We start from the raw sequence: 20,957 nt of genomic DNA, 5'->3' as shown, positions 1-20,957 counted from the left end.
CCCGCGACACCGGCATGATCCAAACGACAGGCCCTAGCCATGGCTCCGGGCAGTCGTGCGGCCGGGGGGACTACATGGCGGACGGTTCCCCCGGCCCCCGCCCCGACAGCACTTCCCCGTACGCCTGCATCAGATCCGGCAGCCGCAACGTCGCCAGGTCGTCCCGGGTCAGCGCCCCGGGATACCCGGACAGCCGCAGATCCCGGTACGCACAGCTCTTCTCGTACAGCGTCCGCAGGAACCGCCCGTTCCCCAGCTCGTCGATCCACCCCTGGTCCACCACGTGCCCGGCGATCGACCGCAGCTCGTCCAGCGCCTCCTCGTCCCACGCGTCCCCGTTCTCCGCCGCGAGCACCTCACCGATCGAGGTCAGCTCCAGCGGCCGGTACGACGGGAAGTCGACCCGGGTGGTGAAGCGGGAGGACAGCCCCGGGTTGGCGCTCAGCAGCCGGTCCATGCCCTCCGGATAGCCGGCCAGGATCACCACCAGGTGGTCGCGGTTGTCCTCGGCCCGCTTCAGCAGCACCTGGAGCGCCTCGTCGCCGTACGCGTCGCCCTTGCCGTACCCGGAGTTGGACAGGGAGTACGCCTCGTCGACGAAGAGGACACCGCCGAGCGCGGAGTCGATCAGCTCGTTCGCCTTCACGGCGGTCTGGCCCAGGTACTCGCCGACCAGATCGGCTCGCTGTGCCTCCACCAGGTGGTCGCCGCCGAGCAGTCCGAGGGCGTAGAAGACCCGGCCCAGGATGCGGGCCACGGTGGTCTTGCCGGTGCCGGAGGGGCCGGAGAAGACGAAGTGACGTTTGGGGGGCTGCACGGGCAGCCCCTGCCCGGCCCGCAGCCGCGCCATGTTCAGCTGCGCGGACAGCGCCTTGACCTGCCGCTTCACCGGTTCGAGGCCCACCATCCGCTCCAGCTCGGCGAGCGCCTCCTCCAGCAGGGCGGGATCGGTGGGCCCACTGGGCAGGGACGGGTCGGGCCCGCCCGCCTTCTCGCGCACCGACGGTCCGCCGAGCGGGGGCAGCGGGGCGGACAGCGGGGGCTCGGGCACGGAGAGCTTGACGTCGCGCTCCTCGGTGCCGAAGAGGGGGTCGAGTCCGTCCAGGCCGTCCGTCCCCGCTCCCGCCTGCGCGAGTCCCGCGAAGTCGGTCGCGTCGTCGTAACCGTCGCCCTCGGCGATCGCCGCCAGCCGGGCCGAGGTGTCCATGAACGCGGGGTCGACGCGGTGCACCGCCCGGTACAGCGGGAGCGCGGCGGCGCTGCGCCCGGTGCCCTCGTGGGCCCGCGCCAGCCAGTAGCGCAGTTCCTTGCGCTGCGGCTGCTCGCTGCGGCACCGCATCAGGGCCGCCGAAAGGAGCGGCTCCGCCTGCCCGTACATCTCCAGGCGGACCCGGGCCATGCCGCTGAACAGGCCGGCCTCGATGCCCAGTAAGGGATCGCCGAGCAGGGGGTCGGTGTGCCGGACCAGCTGCTCCCAGTCCTTGACGAGGTAGGCGCGGCACGCGTGCAGGAAGCGGACCTGCGGGTCGGAGTCCACCGGGGGCAGCCCCGCCAGGGCCCGGTCCAGCTCCGGGACGTGCCGGCCGTCCAGCCAGTGCGAGGCGTGCGCCAGCAGCAGGTCACGCGGGTTCTCCAGCACCGGCTGCACCCACCAGCCCAGCCAGTACCAGGAGTTGAGCGTCCGGCGATGGCGGGCCCGCTGCTCGCCGAAGCGGTCGCGGTTGCGGAACATTCGCAGGAGCGCGTTCGTGGTGTCGACGCGCAACGCGTGCAGTCCCAGCCAGCCGTCGGCCATCGTGGGATCGATCCGCACCGCCGCCCGGAACTCCTCCTCCGCCTGCGGGTAGGCACCCATGGTGTAGGCGTCCACGCCGCGCAGCCAGGCGAGTTCGGCCGGGGCCTGTGGGCCCTGCGTGCCGAAGTCCATCACGTCCCCCACCTACGTGCCCCCGTCGGTATGCCGCCGAGCCGTCGCTCGTCGGCCGCCTCGGCCAACGGCTGTACCGCGGGCCGGAGTTGCAGGTGCGTGCGGCAATCTCCCGTAGGTCGCACCGAGGGCATCGTACCCGCGGCGGTCTGTCCTCCGAAGGGTGCGGGAGGGGTCGTTCCACGAGGTGGGAGCGGGTGGGCCGCGAGGCCGGAAGGTGACTGAGGGTGAGCGTGCGGCGTCGCGGAGCAGCCGGAAAACGGGCTCAGGGCAGAACGAAGCCCCCGATCACGGGGGAACAACCGGGGGCTTCGCGTCTGTCGGCGGCTTCGAACTACCGCACATTCAGAACGTAAGACCTGTACGGCCCCCGGGTCAAGCGAAGTTGGGACACGTTGGCGGGTCGTCGGTGCGCGATCTTCACGGGTTCAACACATTGCGGAAGGTCCGTCACCCTGTGTGAGGAAGTGGGCTTCGGAGGTGGTTCCCGCGGGTCCCGGCAGCACCTCGTACCCCTGTTCGCGCTGTCGCACCAGAAGATGCGCGAAGGGGCGTGAGGGATCCTCGGCGAAGTGCCGGCGCTCGGCCGGGATCCACCCGTCCCAGAACGTCCGCTGTTCCGCTCCGTCGCGCGCCCGTCCGCGGGCCCACGCCCGCTCCCGCGGCAGGTCCATCCAGAGCAGCCCGGCCAGGTGGGGCCGCAGCGCCTCGCGGCCGGCGCCGACGCCCTCGACCAGGATCACGGGAGCGGGCGGCAGTGGACGGGGTGCGCCGAAACGCCGGGCCCGCCAGTCGTAGGGGGCGTAGTGGGCCGTGACACCGCGCCGCAGGGGCTCGATCACCTGGTCGAGCAGTCGTGCGGTCCAGTCGAACAGCTCGTCGTGACTGGCGATGTCGTCGAGGTGCAGCACCGGCGCACCGCCCAGCTCGGCCGCCAGGCGTCCGGCGAACGTGGACTTCCCGGACCCGGCGTACCCGTCGACACCGATCAGACGCACGGGGCCGCAGGAGGGGGGAAGCCGGCGGAGCCGGGCTGCTAGGTCGAGGATGGCGGATCCTGTGGGCGGGAGGGGCGGACGCGTTCACCCGCACTCTAACCAGTGGTCGACACCAATATTGGTGGCGTGGCGTGCGGGGAAGTGCTGGCAGGAGCGGGCCGCTGCGGCCATAGTTGGCGCACGACCGTGCAAAGACGGACCCGCCCGACCCGGACACCTGGGGGTCTCCCGCCCATGAGCAGAGTCGAACAGCCGTCCCGCAGAGCCCTCCTGGCCGCGGCCGTCGCGGCGGCCGCCGTGGCGGGCGGCGCGATCCCGGCCGTAGCCCAGTCCGCGCCCGGCGCGGGAACCGGTGCCGACGGCGGCGCCGACCCCGACCGTGCCGGCGCCCGGCCGGTGGACTACCACGCCTGGACCACGTACGGCGACTGGCGGCGCGGGACCGTGCGCGGGGCCCGCCCCGTCGCGGGCGCCCGCCCCGGCGTGGTGATCGGCGCCCCGGCCGGCACCACCGACTACACCGACCCGCACACCGGCACCACCGCCGCCTGGGAGTACGCGACCTGGACCTCCCCCGTCCACCGGCTCACCGTGCCCGCGACGGAGGTCATCGCCTCCTGGAACGCGCACACACCGGCCGGCACCTGGATCCAGGTCGAGCTGAAGGGCGCCTACTCCGACGGCACGGACACGCCCTGGTACGTGATGGGCCGCTGGGCGGCGGGCGACGGCGAGCGCGACATCCGGCGCACCTCGGTCGACGACCAGGGCGACGGCAGGAGCAGCATCTGGACCGACACCTTCTCCGTCGACGACGCCTCCACCGGCCTGCGCCTGGTCTCCTACCGGCTCAGGCTCACCCTCCACCGCCGCCCGGGCACCCGCACCACGCCCACCGTCTGGCGGCTCGGCGCGATGGGCTCCGACGTCCCCGACCGCTTCACCGTGCCGGCCTCCGCCCCTGGCCACACCGGGGAACTGCGCGTCCCGCGCTACTCGCAGGAGATCCACAAGGGCCAGTACCCCGAGTACGACAACGGCGGCGAGGCCTGGTGCAGCCCCACCTCCTCGCAGATGATCATCGAGTACTGGGGCGGGCGCCTCACCGAGGAGCAGCTCGCCTGGGTCGACCCCTCCTACGCCGACCCGCAGGTCTGCCACGCCGCCCGGTACACGTACGACCACCAGTACGCCGGCTGCGGCAACTGGCCCTTCAACGCCGCCTACGCCGCCACCTTCGAGGGCCTCCAGGGTGTGGTCACCCGCCTCGGCTCCCTCGCCGACCTGGAGACGCTGATCGCGGCCGGCATCCCGGCCATAACGTCCCAGTCGTTCCTGGAGGAGGAGCTGACCGGGGCGGGCTACGGCACCTCGGGCCACCTGATGACCGTGATCGGCTTCACCGCCGACGGCGACGTGATCGCCAACGACCCGGCCTCGGACGACAACGACGCCGTGCGCCGCGTCTACCGGCGGCGCGAGTGGGAGAACATCTGGCTCAGGACGAAGCGGTACAACGCCAGTGGCAAGGTCGTCTCCGGCACCGGCGGCGTCTGCTACCTGTACTTCCCGGCCCACCCCAGCCCGCGTCAGCGCAAGGCCCTCGCTGCGGTGGGCGTGCGCTGAGCGGACCGCACCCCACCGCTGTGACCAAGCTCTCGGCCGCGAAAGCCGCTCACGGTGGCAAGGTGGACACCGTGAGCGGGGGGAATCCGCCGAAGCCGAACCCGAGATCAGCGAGACGCCATGACCGCACACAGCGCAGCCGCCCCCCGTGTCCGCACCGGCGGCCCCAAGGACGACGACGGCCCCAAGATCCTGGAACACGTCATGGGATGGACGCTCGTCGTGGTGGTCGCGATGCTCGTGGTTCAGCTGGGCCTTCTGTGACGTGACCCGGGTGTGACCTGCCCCACGACCCGACCTGCCATACTGCGGAGGTCCCGCCGCCCGCAGGAGACCAGGGTCGAAATTGAATATCAGTCAACAAGGTGCCGATGTCCGTCCCCGGGCGCGCGGCACCGAGCGTTCGCTGGCGCGCCGCGCCGAACTCATCGCCATCGGGCGGAGGTTGTTCGCCGACACGTCGTACGACGCGCTCTCGATGGACGACATCGCCCGCCAGGCGCATGTCGCCAAAGGGCTGATCTACTACTACTTCCAGTCCAAGCGGGGCTACTACCTGGCGATCGTCCAGGACTCCGTCGCCGACCTGGTCACCACCGCGGCGCGCGGCACCGAACTGCCGCAGGTGGACCGCGTCCACCGCACCATCGACGGCTACCTGCGCTACGCCGAGCACAACCAGGCCGCCTATCGCACCATCGTCAGCGGCGGAGTCGGCTTCGACGCCGAGGTGCACGCCATCCGGGACGGGGTGCGCGAGGCGATCGTCGTCACCATCGCCGAAGGGGCGTACGGGCGCTCGGACATCGGGCCGCTGGCCCGCATGGGCCTGCTCGCCTGGGTGTGCGGCGTCGAGGGCGCCACCCTGGACTGGATCGGCCGCCCGGAACTGCCCCGCGAGAGCATGCGCGAGCTGCTGGTGAGGTCGCTCGGCGGCACGCTGCGCGCCATCGAGGAACTGGACCCCGCCTGCCCGGCCCCCGCCCCGGCCCGCCGGGACAACGTCTGAGGGCGCCCGGTCAAGCGTGACGAAGGGGCGGAGACCCGAGCCGGTCTCCGCCCCTTCGCCCCCCGTGGGCGCGGGGTGGTTCAGTCGATCGCCTTGATCAGTTCACCGTTCGCGGTGTCGCCGCTCAGCTCCCAGAAGAAGGTGCCTCCGAGACCCTGCTCGTTCTTGTACGACATCTTGGTGGCGATGGTCTGCGGAGTGTCGTAACTCCACCAGTCGTTGCCGCACTTGGCGTACGCGGTGCCGCCCACGGTGCCGGTCGCCGGGCAACTGCTCTTCAGCACCTTGTAGTCCTCGATGCCGTTCTCGTACGTGCCCTTCGCCGGTCCGGTCGCGGTGCCGCCCGGCTCCGACTGGGTGACACCGGTCCAGCCGCGGCCGTAGAAGCCGATTCCGAGCAGGAGCTTCGAGGACGGAATGCCGAGCCCCTTGAGCTTCGCGATCGTCGCCGAGGTGTGGAAGTCCTCCTTCGGGATGCCCGGGTAGGAGGTCAGCGGCGAGTGCGGAGCGGTCGGCCCGGTGGCGTCCCAGGCACCGAAGAAGTCGTACGTCATCGGGTTGTACCAGTCGACGTACTGCGCGGCGCCCGCGTAGTCCGCCGCGTCGATCTTGCCGCCGGCCGTGGCGTCGGCCGTGATCGCCGCGGTGACCAGGTAGTCCTGGCCGAACTTGGCGCGCAGGGCGCTCATCAGCTTCGGGAAGGCGTCACGGCCGCTGGTGTCACAGCTCAGACCGCAGGCATTCGGGTACTCCCAGTCGATGTCGATGCCGTCGAAGACGTCGGCCCACTTGGAGTTCTCGACCAGGTCGTAGCAGGACTGGGCGAACGCCTCCGGGTTCTGCGCGGCCTGCGCGAAGCCGCCGGACCAGGTCCAGCCGCCGAACGACCAGAGGATCTTCAGGTCTGGGTGCTTCTTCTTCAGCTTGAGCAGCTGGTTGAAGTTGCCGCGCAGCGGCTGGTCCCAGGTGTCGGCGACGCCGTCCACTGAGTCGGCGGCGGTGTAGGCCCGGTCGGTCGCCGCGTAGGCGTCGCCCATGGCGCACTTTCCGCCGGTGACGTTGCCGAACGAGTAGTTGATGTGGGTGAGTCGGTCGGCGGAGCCCGACGACTCGATGTTCTTGACGTGGTAGTTGCGGTCGTAGACGCCCCATTCGGTGAAGTAGCCGACGACCTTGGACCCGGCCGCGGCCTGCGCGGCGGGTGCCGCGGCGGTGGCCGTGGCCGGGCCGGCACCGGCCAGCAGCCCGGCGCCGAGGGCGACGGTGCACAGGGCGGAGAACAGCGTCCGGATGGGGCGGACGCGGGGGAGGTGCGGGACGTGCATCGGGTGTCTCCTCGTGGGGGAAGAGGGAAACGCGCGCCGATTGGCATGAACGCGGTGAGGCGTTCGATCCGTCACCGTAGGAGGACTAGACCAGTGTGGTCAATGGTTCGGACCATTCTCGGGTTCCGAAACGGAAATCCCCGCTCTCAGGGCCTGTCCGGACCGGTTCTCGGAATTCTTTGAGTAAGCGGTCGTTAACTGGTGACTCCGTGCGTCCGATCGGGCATACTCACAGCGCACAGCCGCTGGTCAGCCGCTTCCGCGACCCGGGAGTGCGAGCATCGGCCAGGCCCGAACGACCCGGCGGAGCCGCCTCCACCCAAGGCGCACGTCCGCCGATGTGCCCGACAGGGAGGAGAGCGTCGCCATGCCCGACCGCGCCCCGCAGCCGGTGGACCGGCAACTGCCCACGGACGAGGCAAGGGACCTGATCTCGCTCGTCCGCGACATCGCGCAGCGTGAGATCGCCCCGAGCGCGGCCGAGGAGGAGGACGCCGGACGCTTCCCGCGCGAGGTCTTCACCCTCCTGTCCGACTCCAGCCTGCTCGGACTGCCCTACGACGCCGAGTTCGGCGGCGGCGAGCAGCCCTACGAGGTCTACCTCCAGGTCCTCGAGGAACTGGCCGCGGCCCGGCTCACCGTCGGCCTCGGCGTCAGCGTGCACACGCTCGCCTCCTACGCGCTGGCCGCGTACGGCACCAAGGAGCAGCAGGCCGAGCACCTGCCCGCGATGCTCGGCGGGGGCCTGCTCGGCGCCTACTGCCTCTCCGAACCGACCTCCGGCTCCGACGCCGCCTCGCTGCGCACCAAGGCCGTGCGGGAGAGCGGCGGAGACTGGGTGATCACCGGCACCAAGGCGTGGATCACGCACGGCGGCATCGCCGACTTCTACACCGTCATGGCCCGTACCGGAGAGGACGGACCGCGCGGCATCACCGCCTTCCTGGTGCCCGGCGACGCCGAGGGGCTGACCCCCGCGGTGCCGGAGAAGAAGATGGGGCTCAAGGGCTCGCCCACCGCGCAGCTCCACCTCGACGGCGTGCGGGTCCCCGACGCCCGCCGCCTCGGCGACGAGGGACAGGGCTTCGCGATCGCCCTGTCCGCGCTCGAGTCCGGCCGGCTCGGCATCGCCGCCTGCGCGATCGGCGTGGCCCAGGCGGCGCTGGACGCGGCGGTGTCCTACGCGACCGAACGGCGGCAGTTCGGCAAGCCGATCGCCGACTTCCAGGGCCTGCGCTTCATGCTCGCCGACATGGCGACGCAGATCGAGGCCGGCCGCGCCCTGTACCTGACGGCGGCACGACTGCGCGACGCCGGACTGCCGTTCGCCAAGCAGGCCGCCATGGCCAAGCTGCACTGCACCGACACGGCGATGCGGGTCACCACCGACGCCGTGCAGATCCTCGGCGGGTACGGCTACACCGCGGACTTCCCGGCCGAGCGGTACATGCGCGAGGCCAAGGTGCTCCAGATCGTCGAGGGCACCAACCAGATCCAGCGGATGGTCATCGCCCGTCACCTCGCTGGTCCCGAGGAGCGCTGAAGTCGGCGGTGACGGTGAAGTCGCCGCCGACGCGGAAGTCGCCGGTGGTGAAGGAGTCACCCGTGGCGAAGAAGTCGCCGAGCCCGCGCGGGGGTTCCGCCAGCCTGACCCACTCCGGGTCGTGCCGCCCCGGCAGGGTGCGGCCGCCGTCGGCCCAGGTCCGCATCAGCTCACGGTAGATCGGCGGGTCGGGGATCTGCGGGGCCGGGGGAACCGGTCTCGCGGACACCGGTACGAACACGCGGCGCCGACTCCCGGTCGACGAGTACGTGGGGGTCATACCCGGGCAACGCGGCGAAGTGCGGACAGGTCACCGGCGGACGCAATCGAGAGTGAGTTCGTGCGCGTCCGCCACCGACCCGCGCCACGGCGTCCTGCGAGCCGTGGCGCGGACCGGTGTGACGGAACGAGTGGGCGAGCCCCGTGAGCCGGGCGCTCGCGCTCCTCAGGCCGCTTCGCGCCGCATCGTCGGCACCCGCATCGGGCGCGAGCCCGGGCCGCCGACGTGGGAGAAGGGCTGGGTCCGCCAGTCGAGGCCCCGGGGGAGCGTCAACAGCAGGGCGGTGTCCTGCTCGTGGGGCTGGAACGACTCGTCGGCGGGGCGGGCCTCGGTGGCCCGGCGGCCGGTGCCGGCGCAGACCGTGAGCCCGAACGGGTTCCACGGCGAGGCGCACAGCGCGTGCTCCGGCAGCGTCTCCTCGTCCGCCAGCAGGGCGATGGGCTGAGCGCAGTCCGGGCAGAACACCCGGTACATCTCGAAGGTGTCGTAGGCGTCGAGTTCCTCTTCGTCGAAGGCGTCGGGTTCGACGCCCTCCGATACGGGCTCGACGACCGGCTGCTGCCGCTTGGGCGCGGTACGACCAGGGCGCTTAAGACTCTGCATGGGATTCTCCCCCTCGGGCTGGGTCGTGACGGCACTGCGGCCTCGACCACAGCAAGCACTTCCCGTCCCCCCTCCGGGGTAATCACGGGAACATCACGGAGAACGTTCAACCAGTGTGGTCTTCGTCACATGCCGCTCGCGAATGCCCCGTGCGGCCCGTTTGTCCCCGCCCGGTCGTCGTCCGACGCCCCGTCACATCACGAACGGGGCATGACCCGGACTGCTCAGGTATCCGAGGAGATCAACCGCACTGTAGGTTCTTGCGCCATGGAGGAGCTGGACCGACAGATCGTGCAGCTGCTCGTCAAGGACGGGCGGATGAGCTACACCGACCTGGGCAAGGCCACGGGCCTGTCCACTTCGGCCGTGCACCAGCGGGTGCGGCGGCTGGAACAGCGTGGCGTCATCCGCGGTTACGCCGCGGTCGTCGACCCGGAGGCCGTCGGGCTGCCGATGACCGCGTTCATCTCGGTGAAACCGTTCGACCCCAGCGCCCCCGACGACATCGCGGACCGCCTCGCCGGGGTCCCCGAGATCGAGGCCTGCCACAGCGTCGCGGGCGACGAGAACTACATCCTCAAGGTCCGGGTGGCCACCCCGCACGAGCTGGAGGAACTGCTCGCGCGGGTCCGCTCGCTGGCGGGTGTGTCGACCCGTACCACCGTCGTCCTCTCGACCCCCTACGAGTCCCGGCCGCCGCGGATCTGACGGCGCCCGCACGGGAGCGGGGGCCACGGGGCGGCTGCCGGGCCGCCCCGGCTGCCGGACCGCGCCCGCGAGGGGTGAGACTGGTGTCCATGAGTGAGTCCACCACCCCGTCCTCGACCGTCCTGCTGCGCCGCGGCGAGGTCCACAGTCCCGCCGACCCCTTCGCGACGGCCATGGTCGTCGAACGCGGCCAGGTCGCCTGGGTCGGCTCGGAGGGCGCCGCGGACGCCTTCGCGGACGGGGTCGACGAGGTGATCGACCTCGACGGCGCGCTCGTCACCCCGGCGTTCACCGACGCACACGTGCACACCACCGCCACGGGCCTCGCCCTCACCGGACTCGACCTGTCCGGCGCCCCGAGCCGTGAGGCGGCCCTCGCCCTCGTACGGGACTTCGCCGCCGCCCGTCCGGACGACCGGGTGCTCCTGGGCCACGGCTGGGACGCCGCCCGCTGGCCGGACGGACAGCCCCCGACGCGCGCCGAACTGGACGCGGCGACCGGCGGTCGTCCCCTCTATCTCAGTCGTATCGACGTCCACTCGGCCGTCGTCACCACCGCCCTGCTCGACCTGGCACCCGGTGACCTCGCACGCGGGGACGGCCCGCTCACCGGCGACGCCCACCACGCCGTGCGCGCCGCGGCGCTCGGGGCCGTCACCCCCGCCCAGCGCGCCGGGGCCCAGCGCGCCGCCCTCGCGCACGCCGCCTCCCTCGGTATCGGAACCGTTCACGAATGCGCAGGCCCGGAGATCTCCTCCGAGGACGACCTCACCGGCCTGCTGCGCCTGTCCGCCGAGGAGCCCGGACCGCGGGTGATCGGCTACTGGGCCGAGCAGGACGTCGACAAGGCGCGGGAACTGGGCGCCGTCGGGGCCGCCGGCGACCTCTTCGTCGACGGCTCCCTCGGCTCGCACACCGCCTGCCTGCACCAGCCCTACGCCGACGCCGGGCACACCGGCACCGCCCACCTGGACGCCGCCGCCGTCGCCGCGCACGTCGTCGCCTGCACCGAGGCCGGTCTCCAGGCGGGCTTCCACGCCATCGGCGACGCAGCCGTGACCGCCGTCGTGGAGGGAGTGCGCGCCGCCGCCGACAAGACCGGCCTCGCCCGCGTGCGCGCCGCCCGCCACCGGATCGAGCACGCCGAGATGCTCACGCCCGAGACGGTCGCGGCCTTCGCCGAGCTGGGCCTGACCGCCTCCGTACAGCCCGCCTTCGACGCGCTCTGGGGCGGCGAGGACGGCATGTACGCCCGGCGGCTGGGCGCCGAGCGGGCCCGGACGCTCAACCCCTTCGCGGCCCTGCTGCGCGCCGGCGTGCCGCTCGCCTTCGGCTCCGACAGTCCGGTCACACCCCTCGACCCGTGGGGCACCGTCCGGGCCGCCGCTTTCCACCGCACTCCGGAGCACCGGGTCTCCGTCCGCGCCGCGTTCACGGCGCACACGCGTGGCGGCTGGCGGGCGATCGGCCGCGACGACGCGGGTGTCCTGGTGCCGGGCGTGCCCGCGGACTACGCCGTGTGGCGCACCGGCGAACTGGTGGTCCAGGCCCCGGACGACCGGGTGGCGCGCTGGTCGACCGACCCGCGCTCCGGCACCCCGGGGCTGCCCGACCTCACCCCCGGCCGGGACCTGCCCGTCTGCCTGCGTACCGTGGTGGGCGGCCGGACCGTCTTCGTACGGCCGGGCGAGTGATCTCCACCGCCGACGGGGCGATGATCTTCGGGCGGCCGCGACCTGCGCCTCCTCCCCGCTGACCTGCGCGTTGGCATCAAAGGCGCAGGTGGCACGACTGTTGACAGGCGACGGCGGGGGGCCGGTAGGTTCGGCCGAGTCCACCACCGGACGCCCGACCGGCGAACCTTCCGCACACGCGTCGCGGCGCCGCTGAGTCAGGGACGGTGTGCCGCACCGGGGCACCGCCACTGGGAGCCAGGCTCAGTGCCCGCACCGCGACGAGGGAACGTTCCGGCCGGTCGGGAGGTGTGACCCGGGTGGGGCCCGGGCGCTCAGTAGACAACGGCCCAGGTCGATCCGCAGCCGGCGGGTCCCGGGCCGGCCCGAAGGGCGCCGGGCCCCCATCCGTCGCACAAACGGCCCGAATCGGCCATCCCTACCCCGGTTTTGGGGAAACGACACCACCGTACGACCGTCCTGGCACGTCTGCGCAGGCCGTGGCGATTATGGTGGTCCTTTGTGTACGGACACGAAGGGGCAGTGGTGAACGACGGCGACGGGACGCCCGCGGCTGCGGGGCGGGAGAGGCGGTTCGGCCCCCTGGGCACGGCCCTGGTGATCATCCCGACCTACAACGAGGCGGAGAACATCAAGGCGATCGTCACGCGCGTGCGCGAGGCCGTCCCCGAGGCACATGTTCTCGTGGCCGACGACAACAGCCCCGACGGCACCGGCAGGATCGCCGACGAACTGGCGGCCGGGGACGACCACGTCCAGGTCATGCACCGCAAGGGCAAGGAAGGGCTGGGTGCCGCCTACCTCGCCGGCTTCCGCTGGGGCCTGGAGCACGGCTACGGCGTGCTGATCGAGATGGACGCCGACGGTTCCCACCAGCCCGAGGAGCTGCCCCGGCTGCTGACCGCCCTCAAGGGCGCCGACCTCGTGCTCGGCTCCCGCTGGGTGCCCGGCGGCCGGGTGGTGAACTGGCCCAAGTCCCGCGAGATCATCTCGCGCGGCGGCAGCATGTACTCGCGGATCGCGCTCGATCTGCCGCTGCGCGACATCACCGGCGGCTACCGCGCCTTCCGCCGCGAGACCCTGGAGGGGCTCGGCCTCGAGGAGGTCGCCTCCCAGGGGTACTGCTTCCAGGTCGACCTCGCCCGCCGTGCGATCAAGGCCGGTTACCACGTCGTGGAGGTGCCGATCACGTTCGTCGAGCGGGAACTCGGCGACTCCAAGATGAGCCGCGACATCCTGGTGGAGGCCCTGTGGCGGGTCACCACGTGGGGCGTGGGGGAGAGGGTCGGCAAGGTCCTGGGCCGCGACCGGAGGCCCGGCACGGCGGCCGACGCGCAGGCGGCTTCCAGCGACGCGTCCGCGAAGTCCGGTGACGCGTCGGAGGAGACCGGTGACGCGTCCGCGAAGTCCGGTGACGCGTCGGTGAAGGCGTCCGACACCAAGGCATGATCGCCCTCTTATGCCGCACTGAGCCGGGGCCAGGCACACTGGGAGTATGACGACTGGCGCTCAGACCCCCAGGTCCCCCGCCCGGCCCCCGCGCTCCCGGCTGCGCACGTTCCTTCCGCTGGGCCTCGCCGCGTGGCTGGTGCTGGAGATCTGGCTGCTGACCGTGGTCGCGGGGGCGTCCAGCGGCTTCGTGGTCTTCCTGCTGCTGGTCGCCGGCGTGGTCCTCGGCTCCGTGGTCATCAAGGCGGCGGGCCGCCGCGCCTTCCGCAACCTCACGGAGACGCTCAACCAGCAGCAGTCGGCCGTGCGGTCGGGCATGCCGCCCGAGGCCGTCCGCCCGAGCAGCGAGGGCAACGGCCTGATGATGCTGGGCGGTCTGCTCCTGATCCTGCCCGGCCTGATCTCGGACGCCCTGGGCCTGCTCATGCTGCTGCCCCCGGTGCAGAAGGCCGTCAGCCGGTACGCCCAGCGGACGGTGGAGCGCAAGCTCCGGGACGCCGGTCCCGGCACCCTGGGCGACGCCTTCCGCCAGGCCCGGATGCAGCGCCCCGACGGCAAGGTCGTCCAGGGCGAGGTCATACGGGACGACCCGGACGACGCCCCGCAGGGCCCCCGCCCCCCGCTGACGCGCTGAGCACGACAAAACCGCGGGTGCCGTACATGAAGCTCATGTACGGCACCCGCGGTTGTTCGGTTGTGTCGCCTAGGGTTTCCCGCTACGCACTCTTGCGGCTGTCTCGCGGATGGACCGCGATGTTCATCGCGCCGGAGCGCAGAACGGCCAGCCGCTCCTCGAGGACCTCTTCGAGTTCCTCGCGGGTGCGTCGCTCCATCAGCATGTCCCAGTGCGTACGCGCGGGCTTGGCCTTCTTCTCCTCAGGGCCGTCGCCGTCAACCAGGAGTGCCTGGGCCCCGCAGACCTTGCACTCCCACTCCGGCGGGATCTCCGCCTCGACCGAGAAGGGCATCTCGAATCGATGCCCCTTCTCGCATGCGTACTCCACGGCCTGGCGCGGGGCCAGGTCGATGCCGCGGTCCGTCTCGTAGCTGGTCACCACGAGGCGCGTGCCGCGAAGAGCTCGCTCACTCATGAATCGTGCCTCCCGGGCTTGTCGCCCACAGGACAGGTGTCGCTGTCGTCGTCATCCGGTCAACGTCCGGGCGGCGGTAAAGATTCCCGTCCCGACTCCCGATCCGGGCCCTGCGTCGCCGTCGCAGCCGCAGCCTTGCAACCAGTGCAGTACCCGCCGACGTCCGGTTTGTCACCTCTGCTGGCAGACGTGACATAGCGATTCGGCACCTTTGACGCGCAGTAACGGTACGCCTGGCAGGCCAAACGCGTACACTACAGCGCTTTCGCGCTGAGTGCTAAATCCTTTCGGGTACCGGATTGCCCGCGTCGCCGATCGCCCGCCGCACCGGGACCCGCGCGAGCAGCACGAACCCGATGACGAAGAACGCCACCAGCGAGATGATCGCGTCCCGGTAGCTCCCGGTCAGCTGGTAGGTCAGCCCGAAGAGCAAGGGCCCCAGCCAGCTCATCCCGCGGTCGCTCAGCTCGTACGCCGAGAAGTACTCCGCCTCCTTGCCCGGCGGGACCAGGTGGGAGAACAGGGAGCGGGAGAGCGCCTGGCTGCCGCCCAGGACGAGCCCGATCCCGGCGGCCAGCACGAAGAACCACACCGGTGCCCCGGCCGGCAGGAAGTACCCGGCCGCGAGGGTCACCGTCCAGGCGACCAGCGAGCCGAGGATCGTGCGCTTGGCCCCGTACCTGCGGGCCAGCCGGCCCAGGCCCAGTGCGCCCGCCACCGCCAGCACCTGGACCAGCAGGACCGCCACGATCAGCGTCGACTGCCCGAGGTCCAGTTCCTCGGAACCGTAGACCGAGGCCTGGGAGATCACCGTCTGGATGCCGTCGTTGTAGACCAGGTACGCCAGCAGGAAGGCCAGGGTCAGCGGGCGGCGCCGCATGTCCCGGACGGTCGCCGCGAGCTGCCGGAACCCGGGCAGCGCGGCCTCCCGGGCCACCGCACGCCGATCGCGCAGCCGCCGCAGCGGAATGAGCGCGAAGGCGCCCCACCACAGGCCCGCCGACGCCAGGCAGACGCGGACCGCCGCGCTCTCGCTCAGCCCGAAGGAGTCGTGGCCGGTGTAGAGGACCAGGTTGACGATCAGGACCAGCGAGCCGGCCGCGTAGCCGAAGGCCCAGCCTCGGGAGGAGACCGCGTCGCGCTCCTCGGGCGGGGCGATCTGGGGCAGGTAGGAGTTGTAGAGCATCATCGCGACCGACTGCGCCGCGTTGGCGACGACCAGGAGCAGGCCGCCCAGCAGATAGCGGTCGCCGTCCAGGAAGAACATGCCGGTCGTGGCCGCGGCGCCGGTGTACGCGGCGGCGGCCAGCAGCGGCTTCTTGCGGCCCGAGCGGTCGGCCGCCGCGCCCACCAGCGGCATCACCAGCACCGCCACGATCACCGACAGCGACACCGAGTACGCGAAGAACGACCCGGCGCGCACCGGTATGCCCAGCGGATGGACGTAGCCGTCCGCGTCCGCCGCCGACTCGGCGACCGAGGTGAGATAGGGCCCCAGGAACACGGTGAGCACGCTCGTCGAGTAGACGGAGCACGCCCAGTCGTAGAAGTACCAGCCGCGCTGCTCACGCCGCCGTTCGGCCGCTGGGTCGGCCCCGTCTGCCGCGTCCGTCCGCAGGGTGTCGGTGCCCACCGTGCCCTCGCCTTCCCCGTGAACGCGCACCGTCCCCGGGGCGCGGCCGGGGCTCATCCCCAGACGCCGCGGTCCTCCATGACCTTGCGCAGTGTGTCGATGTGATCGGTCATGATGCCATCCACTCCCAGGTCCAGGAGCCGGTGCATACGGTCCGGATCGTTCACCGTCCAGACGTGCACCTGCAGCCCGCGCGCGTGGGCGGCGCGTACGAACCGGTGGTCCACCAGCCGGACGCCCGACTGCGCCTCGGGGACCTGTGCGGCCACCGCCGAGCGGCGCGACGCGGCCGGTACGCCCCAGGAGCGCAGCCGCAGCCCGAGGACGCCCCGGGTGCCGTACGAGGTGGCGAGGCGGGGGCCCGCGAGCCGTTGGGCGCGGACCACGCGTGCCTCGGAGAACGAGCCGACGCAGATCCGGTCCCAGGCGTCGGTCCGCCCGATCAGCTCCAGGAGGGGCCGCAGCGCGGGCTCCGCCTTCACGTCGATGTTCCAGCGCACCTCGGGGAAGGTCTCCAGGAGCTCCTCGAAGAGCGGCACCGGTTCCTCGCCCGCCACGCGCGCGCGGCGCACCTCCTGCCACGGCAGGTCGGCGATCCGCCCGGCCCCGTCCGTGACCCGGTCCAGGGTCGCGTCGTGGAAGGCGACGAGCCTCCCGTCCCGCGTCGCGTGCACATCGGTCTCGATGTACCGGTAGCCCGCCTCGACCGCGCGGCGGAACTGCCGCGCCGTGTTCTCCAGACCGTCCGCCGCCCCGCCCCGGTGGGCGAAGGCGATCGGGCCGGGATGGTCGAGGTACGGGTGGCGTATCGGCGTGGTCACCGACGCAGTATCGCGCGCCGTGGCCGACCGGCGGCAACCACCGTGCTGCCCTGCGGTGACGGCGGCACGGCGAACACGCGCAGGAACACCTGGGCGAGCGGGCCGATCGACACGGCGTAGAGCAGGGTGCCGAGGCCGACCGTGCCGCCGAGGGCGAAGCCCGTCACCACGACGGTGATCTCGACGACGGTCCGCACCAGACGCACCGAGAGCCCCGTGCGCCGGTTCAGCCCCGTCATCAGCCCGTCACGCGGGCCCGGACCGAAGCGCGCCGCGATGTACAGCCCGGTCGCCGCGCCGTTCAGGACGATGCCCGCCACCATCGCGGCGATCCGCGGCGTCCAGCCGTGGGCGTCCGGCACCACCCCCAGCGTGGCGTCCATCGCCGCGCCGATCACGAGCACGTTGGAGACGGTGCCGAGGCCCGGCCGCTGGCGCAGCGGGATCCACAGCAGCAGGACCGCCGCGCCCACGATGGTCAGCACCACACCCATCGACAGCCCGGTGTGCTCCGCGAGGCCCTGGTGCAGCACGTTCCACGGCTCGAGACCGAGCCCGGACCTGACCAGCAGCGCCGAACTCGCGCCGTAGAGCGCCAGACCGCCGTAGAGCTGGGTCAGCCGCCGCGCGAGCCGCCTGGACTGCTTGGACTGCCTGGACAAGAGGTGCCCCCTGGGTGGTGGTAGTGGCCTGCCACATGACACCCTGTGGCTTGAGAAGAAGAGTCAACCATGGCCAATTCGGGGAAGGTGGACTGATTTCCGTGGCGCAGTGGACCTCGGCCGTGGGGGCGGGGCAGCTCGCCCGGCTGCTCGGCTCCCAGCAGGACCGCCCGGCCGGGCCCGGCACGCGCCGCCCGCCGGCCTACCGCGCGCTCGCCGACGGCATCCGGCTGCTCGTGCTGGAGGGCCGTGTCCCGGTCGCCGCCCGGCTGCCCGCCGAACGGGAACTGGCCCTCGCCCTGACCGTCAGCCGCACCACCGTCGCCGCCGCCTACGAGGCGCTGCGTGCCGAGGGCTTCCTGGAGTCCCGGCGCGGTGCGGGCAGCTGGACCGCGGTGCCGGCCGGGAACCCGCTGCCGGCCCGCGGGCTCGAGCCGCTGCCGCCGGAGGCCCTCGGCTCGGTGATCGACCTGGGCTGCGCGGCGCTGCCCGCACCCGAGCCCTGGCTCACCCGCGCGGTGCGGGGCGCCCTCGAGGAGCTGCCGCCGTACGCGCACACCCACGGCGACTATCCGGCCGGACTGCCCGCGCTGCGCGCGATGATCGCCGAGCGGTACACCGCGCGGGGCATCCCCACCATGCCCGAGCAGATCATGGTGACCACGGGGGCGATGGGCGCGATCGACGCCATCTGCCACCTCTTCGGAGGCCGCGGCGAGCGCATCGCCGTGGAGTCGCCCAGTTACGCCAACATCCTCCAGCTGATGCGCGAGGCCGGGGCCCGGCTGGTGCCGGTCGCGATGGCCGAGGGGCTCACCGGCTGGGACGTGGACCGCTGGCGCCAGGTCCTGCGCGACGCCGCGCCCCGCATCGCCTACGTCGTCGCCGACTTCCACAACCCCACCGGCGCGCTCGCCGACGACGACCAGCGGCGGCGGCTGGTGGACGCGGCCCGGTCCGCGGGGACGGTGCTCGTGGCCGACGAGACGATGAGCGAGCTGTGGCTGGACGACGACGTCGAGATGCCGCGTCCCGTGTGCGCCTTCGACCCGGCCGGGTCCACCGTGATCACCGTCGGCTCGGCGAGCAAGGCCTTCTGGGCCGGGATGCGCATCGGCTGGGTCCGCGCCGCGCCCGACGTGATCCGCAGCCTGGTCGCCGCGCGGGCGTACGCCGACCTGGGCACCCCGGTGCTGGAGCAGCTCGCCGTGAACTGGCTGTTCAGCACCGGCGGCTGGGCGCAGGCCGTGACGGTGCGCCGCGAACAGGCCCGGCAGAACCGGGACGAGCTGGTGGCGGCGGTGCGGCGGGAGCTGCCGGACTGGGAGTTCGAGGTGCCGCGGGGCGGGCTCACCCTGTGGGTGCGGACCGGGGGCCTGTCGGGTTCCCGGCTCGCCGAGGCGGGGGAGCGGGTGGGCGTCCGCGTCCCGTCCGGGCCGCGCTTCGGGGTCGACGGTGCCTTCGAGGGGTACGTGCGCCTGCCGTTCACGGTCGGCGGAGCGGTGGCCGAGGAAGCGGCGGCACGCCTGGCCGCCGCGGCCCGGCTGGTGGAGAAAGGCGGCGTCGGCGGCGGCGAGGCACCGCGGACGTTCGTGGCCTAGGTGGTGCGGTTCGCGGGGAGTCACCGGCGCCCGTGAGGGTATGTGGGCGAGTCCGGTGCGTTGGGCCGCCGGGGCTCGCGGAAGCGGGCGCGGACCGGCGGCGGACGCGGGAGGGGCCGGGGCGGGGCGGTGGGACGAGCCGCCCCGGCCACGGCGTCAGGAGGTCTCCGCCGCGACGGCCTCGGCGGGGACCGGCTCAGCGGGAGCCGGCTCGGTCGGCGTCCCGGCCGTCGCCTTCTCCACCGTCACCGGGGTCGGCTCCGCGTCCGCCGCGGTCTCCTCCGGCTCGCTCGCGGCCGCGCCGTCCGGGGCGTCCTCGTCGTCCGTGGAGGCGTTCTTCTCCATGGAGACGGCCTTCGCCTTCGCTTCCGCCTCGGCCTCCGCCTCCGCCTCCGGGGGAAGGGGAGCCTGCTCCCCGTCCGCCGGTGTCGTGCGCGGGGGGAGCAGGTCGAGCACCGCCTGCCGGTGAGCCTCGCTCGTCGCGTCGTCGTAGGGGTCGGGAGTGGCCGGGACCTGGAGGCGGTGCACCGGGCCGGTGCCCAGGCGGGCGTATCCGCGTCCGGGCGGGACCTGGTCGAGGGGCGTGGTGTGCGGGGGAGCGCCCAGCGCCTTCGCCAGCTCGTCCGCGGTGGCCGGGCCGAGCACGACCCGCGCGCGCGTGTGCTGCCGTACGGCGTCGGTGAGGCTGTCCAGGGCGTCTAGCTGGTCGGCCACGACCACGGTCACGTTCGCGGCCCGGCCGTGCCGCAGCGGGATCTGGAGCAGGGTCTGCGGGTCCCGGCGGCCGCCCGTGGTGGCGAGGTGCGTGAACGCGGTCGGACGGTCCAGGAAGACCCACAGGGGCCGCCGGGTGTCGTCCGGCGCCGCCAGGCCCTGCTGACGGGCCTGGTTCACGGAGATCAGCCGCCGTTCCGTCTCGGCGGCGGCCCACTCCAGGCTGGTCAGCGCACCGGTGAGGCCGCACTCCACGGCCAGGACGCCGTCCCGGCCGACCAGGCAGGCGTACTCCCCGGTGCCGCCGCCGTCGACGATCAGCAGGTCGCCCTGGTGCAGCGCCTGGAGGGCGACCGAGCGCAGCAGGGTGGACGTGCCGGTGCCGGGCTGCCCGAGGACCAGCAGGTGGGGCTCCGTCGAGCGGATGCCGGTGCGCCAGACGACCGGCGGTACGTCCCGCTGCTCCTCGCCGTGGGTGAGCGGGAGCGTGCGCTGGACCCGGGTCGGGTCGGTGAAGCCGAGGACGGTCTCGCCGGGCGCCGTCACGAAGCGCTGGGCGGCGATGTCGGTGGGCAGCGCCGCCAGTACGTCGACGCAGAGGTGGTTGGCCTCCTCGTCCCACGTGAAGTGGTACTCGCGGCCCCGGCCGGACTTCGCGGTGAGCAGGTGCTCGATCCGGGCCCGGGACTCGGCCTCGCCGTCGGTGAAGTAGGCGGGGTAGCGGATCACCAGGTGGGCCACGCGGCCGCCGTCGTCGAACTCGTACGCCGGGAACGCCTTCTCCCAGCCGCCGCCGTGGGCGTACAGGGGGTCGGGGTCCTCCGGCAGGGAGAAGTACGGGACCAGCGCCTCGTAGAGCGACTGCAGGCGCCGGGTCTGGGAGTCGTCGGGGCCCTCGGGCACCGCCGGGGTGCGCTCCCTGCCCTGCCAGGCTGCCGCCGCCATCAGGGCGATGACGGCGAGCAGCGGACCGTACGGCACGAGCGCCACCACCAGGACCACCGAGGCCACCAGGAACAGCAGCGCGCCGCGCCGGTCCTTGGGGGTCTCGGTCCATCTGCGCCGCGCGGCCGCGGCCAGTCGGCGCAGACCGCGGCCGATCGTGATCAGCGGCTGGAGGACGTCGGTGGCGCTGTCGGCCGCCGTCCGGGCCAGCTCCCGGCTCCGGGCGAGCTGTGCGCCGCCGTTGCTCAGAATGCGGGGGAGGGGCCGCCGGGCCACTGCTGCCTCCTGGAGGTGCGTACGTGCGGATGTCGGACGAGGGGAGCGGGCC

Annotated in this window: 19 protein-coding genes; 9 read left to right on the top strand and 10 right to left on the bottom strand. The window is 72.7% G+C overall.

Annotated elements, in window-relative coordinates; genetic code table 11:
• Positions 1–70: 70 nt before the first annotated feature.
• The gene (locus ACZ56V_RS37885) at positions 71–1,927 is read right to left on the bottom strand and encodes an AAA family ATPase (protein WP_467381849.1); all 1,857 of its coding nucleotides are present in this window, start codon (positions 1,925–1,927) and stop codon (positions 71–73) included.
• Positions 1,928–2,355: 428 nt separating this feature from the next.
• On the bottom strand, positions 2,356–2,925 hold the full coding sequence (locus ACZ56V_RS37880; protein ID WP_398918355.1) for a uridine kinase: 570 nt from the start codon (positions 2,923–2,925) through the stop codon (positions 2,356–2,358).
• Positions 2,926–3,159: 234 nt separating this feature from the next.
• Between ACZ56V_RS37880 and ACZ56V_RS37875 the strand changes: the two genes are divergently transcribed.
• From ACZ56V_RS37875 to ACZ56V_RS37865, 3 genes are all read left to right on the top strand, one after another.
• Entirely contained in the window at positions 3,160–4,551 is a 1,392-nt protein-coding gene (locus ACZ56V_RS37875) for a peptidase C39 family protein (RefSeq protein ID WP_398918357.1), read from the top strand.
• Between the two features lie 120 nt (positions 4,552–4,671).
• Positions 4,672–4,815, top strand: a complete 144-nt coding sequence (locus tag ACZ56V_RS37870) for an SCO1431 family membrane protein (protein ID WP_398918359.1) — start codon at positions 4,672–4,674, stop codon at positions 4,813–4,815.
• Between the two features lie 82 nt (positions 4,816–4,897).
• Entirely contained in the window at positions 4,898–5,560 is a 663-nt protein-coding gene (locus ACZ56V_RS37865) for a TetR/AcrR family transcriptional regulator (protein WP_398918361.1), read from the top strand.
• Positions 5,561–5,640: 80 nt separating this feature from the next.
• Here ACZ56V_RS37865 and ACZ56V_RS37860 read toward each other — a convergent pair whose 3' ends face one another.
• Positions 5,641–6,885 (bottom strand): glycoside hydrolase family 18 protein, encoded by a 1,245-nt coding sequence (locus ACZ56V_RS37860; RefSeq protein ID WP_468948216.1) that lies wholly within the window; start codon positions 6,883–6,885, stop codon positions 5,641–5,643.
• 367 nt (positions 6,886–7,252) lie between these two features.
• Between ACZ56V_RS37860 and ACZ56V_RS37855 the strand changes: the two genes are divergently transcribed.
• Positions 7,253–8,428 carry an acyl-CoA dehydrogenase family protein gene (locus ACZ56V_RS37855; protein ID WP_468948214.1) on the top strand — a complete coding sequence of 392 codons (1,176 nt, stop codon included), beginning with the start codon at positions 7,253–7,255 and terminating at the stop codon, positions 8,426–8,428.
• Here ACZ56V_RS37855 and ACZ56V_RS37850 read toward each other — a convergent pair.
• Positions 8,391–8,708: a hypothetical protein gene (locus tag ACZ56V_RS37850; RefSeq protein ID WP_468948212.1), complete on the bottom strand. Its 318-nt coding sequence runs from the start codon at positions 8,706–8,708 to the stop codon at positions 8,391–8,393. The genes ACZ56V_RS37855 and ACZ56V_RS37850 overlap by 38 nt on opposite strands.
• 165 nt (positions 8,709–8,873) lie before the next feature.
• The gene (locus tag ACZ56V_RS37845) at positions 8,874–9,311 is read right to left on the bottom strand and encodes a hypothetical protein (RefSeq protein WP_104633954.1); all 438 of its coding nucleotides are present in this window, start codon (positions 9,309–9,311) and stop codon (positions 8,874–8,876) included.
• Between the two features lie 267 nt (positions 9,312–9,578).
• Here ACZ56V_RS37845 and ACZ56V_RS37840 point away from each other — a divergent pair, with 267 nt between their 5' ends.
• The 4 genes from ACZ56V_RS37840 (at position 9,579) to fxsA (ending at position 13,796) form a co-directional block, all read left to right on the top strand.
• On the top strand, positions 9,579–10,019 hold the full coding sequence (locus tag ACZ56V_RS37840) for an Lrp/AsnC family transcriptional regulator (RefSeq protein ID WP_019983923.1): 441 nt from the start codon (positions 9,579–9,581) through the stop codon (positions 10,017–10,019).
• Between the two features lie 89 nt (positions 10,020–10,108).
• A complete protein-coding gene (locus tag ACZ56V_RS37835) occupies positions 10,109–11,713 on the top strand; it encodes an amidohydrolase (RefSeq protein WP_467381839.1) in 1,605 nt (534 codons plus the stop codon).
• A gap of 525 nt (positions 11,714–12,238) precedes the next feature.
• On the top strand, positions 12,239–13,162 hold the full coding sequence (locus ACZ56V_RS37830) for a polyprenol monophosphomannose synthase (protein WP_398918371.1): 924 nt from the start codon (positions 12,239–12,241) through the stop codon (positions 13,160–13,162).
• 46 nt (positions 13,163–13,208) lie between these two features.
• Complete coding sequence (gene fxsA, locus ACZ56V_RS37825) at positions 13,209–13,796, top strand: FxsA family membrane protein (RefSeq protein WP_467381837.1); 588 nt, start codon at positions 13,209–13,211, stop codon at positions 13,794–13,796.
• An 82-nt stretch (positions 13,797–13,878) separates the two neighbouring features.
• Here the strand turns inward: fxsA and ACZ56V_RS37820 are convergent, their stop codons facing one another.
• From ACZ56V_RS37820 to yczE, 4 genes are all read right to left on the bottom strand, one after another.
• A complete protein-coding gene (locus ACZ56V_RS37820; RefSeq protein WP_003977404.1) occupies positions 13,879–14,253 on the bottom strand; it encodes an RNA polymerase-binding protein RbpA in 375 nt (124 codons plus the stop codon).
• Between the two features lie 277 nt (positions 14,254–14,530).
• Positions 14,531–15,886, bottom strand: a complete 1,356-nt coding sequence (locus tag ACZ56V_RS37815) for an MFS transporter (protein ID WP_104633950.1) — start codon at positions 15,884–15,886, stop codon at positions 14,531–14,533.
• Positions 15,887–15,939: 53 nt separating this feature from the next.
• Complete coding sequence (locus ACZ56V_RS37810) at positions 15,940–16,707, bottom strand: glycerophosphodiester phosphodiesterase (RefSeq protein WP_398918377.1); 768 nt, start codon at positions 16,705–16,707, stop codon at positions 15,940–15,942.
• The gene (yczE, locus tag ACZ56V_RS37805; RefSeq protein WP_398918379.1) at positions 16,704–17,369 is read right to left on the bottom strand and encodes a membrane protein YczE; all 666 of its coding nucleotides are present in this window, start codon (positions 17,367–17,369) and stop codon (positions 16,704–16,706) included. The genes ACZ56V_RS37810 and yczE overlap by 4 nt, the downstream gene beginning before the upstream one ends.
• Positions 17,370–17,470: 101 nt before the next feature.
• Here yczE and ACZ56V_RS37800 point away from each other — a divergent pair, with 101 nt between their 5' ends.
• On the top strand, positions 17,471–18,970 hold the full coding sequence (locus ACZ56V_RS37800) for an SCO1417 family PLP biosynthesis transcription factor (protein WP_468948206.1): 1,500 nt from the start codon (positions 17,471–17,473) through the stop codon (positions 18,968–18,970).
• 156 nt (positions 18,971–19,126) lie between these two features.
• On the opposite strand, the gene ACZ56V_RS37795 is transcribed toward ACZ56V_RS37800, so the two are convergent.
• On the bottom strand, positions 19,127–20,905 hold the full coding sequence (locus ACZ56V_RS37795; protein WP_468948204.1) for a P-loop NTPase family protein: 1,779 nt from the start codon (positions 20,903–20,905) through the stop codon (positions 19,127–19,129).
• Positions 20,906–20,957: the final 52 nt, after the last annotated feature.

Source organism: Streptomyces sp. NPDC034099 (assembly GCF_055575415.1).
Note: the sequence above shows the minus strand (reverse complement) of the source record. Positions and strands in the feature narration are given on the sequence as shown.

Coding starts and splice junctions, on each gene's coding strand:
- ACZ56V_RS37885 (WP_467381849.1), bottom strand. CDS start 1,927: ATGGACTTCGGCACGCAGGGCCCACAGGCCCCGGCCGAACTCGCCTGG.
- ACZ56V_RS37875 (WP_398918357.1), top strand. CDS start 3,160: ATGAGCAGAGTCGAACAGCCGTCCCGCAGAGCCCTCCTGGCCGCGGCC.
- ACZ56V_RS37870 (WP_398918359.1), top strand. CDS start 4,672: ATGACCGCACACAGCGCAGCCGCCCCCCGTGTCCGCACCGGCGGCCCC.
- ACZ56V_RS37860 (WP_468948216.1), bottom strand. CDS start 6,885: ATGCACGTCCCGCACCTCCCCCGCGTCCGCCCCATCCGGACGCTGTTC.
- ACZ56V_RS37855 (WP_468948214.1), top strand. CDS start 7,253: ATGCCCGACCGCGCCCCGCAGCCGGTGGACCGGCAACTGCCCACGGAC.
- ACZ56V_RS37850 (WP_468948212.1), bottom strand. CDS start 8,708: ATGACCCCCACGTACTCGTCGACCGGGAGTCGGCGCCGCGTGTTCGTA.
- ACZ56V_RS37845 (WP_104633954.1), bottom strand. CDS start 9,311: ATGCAGAGTCTTAAGCGCCCTGGTCGTACCGCGCCCAAGCGGCAGCAG.
- ACZ56V_RS37840 (WP_019983923.1), top strand. CDS start 9,579: ATGGAGGAGCTGGACCGACAGATCGTGCAGCTGCTCGTCAAGGACGGG.
- ACZ56V_RS37835 (WP_467381839.1), top strand. CDS start 10,109: ATGAGTGAGTCCACCACCCCGTCCTCGACCGTCCTGCTGCGCCGCGGC.
- fxsA (WP_467381837.1), top strand. CDS start 13,209: ATGACGACTGGCGCTCAGACCCCCAGGTCCCCCGCCCGGCCCCCGCGC.
- ACZ56V_RS37820 (WP_003977404.1), bottom strand. CDS start 14,253: ATGAGTGAGCGAGCTCTTCGCGGCACGCGCCTCGTGGTGACCAGCTAC.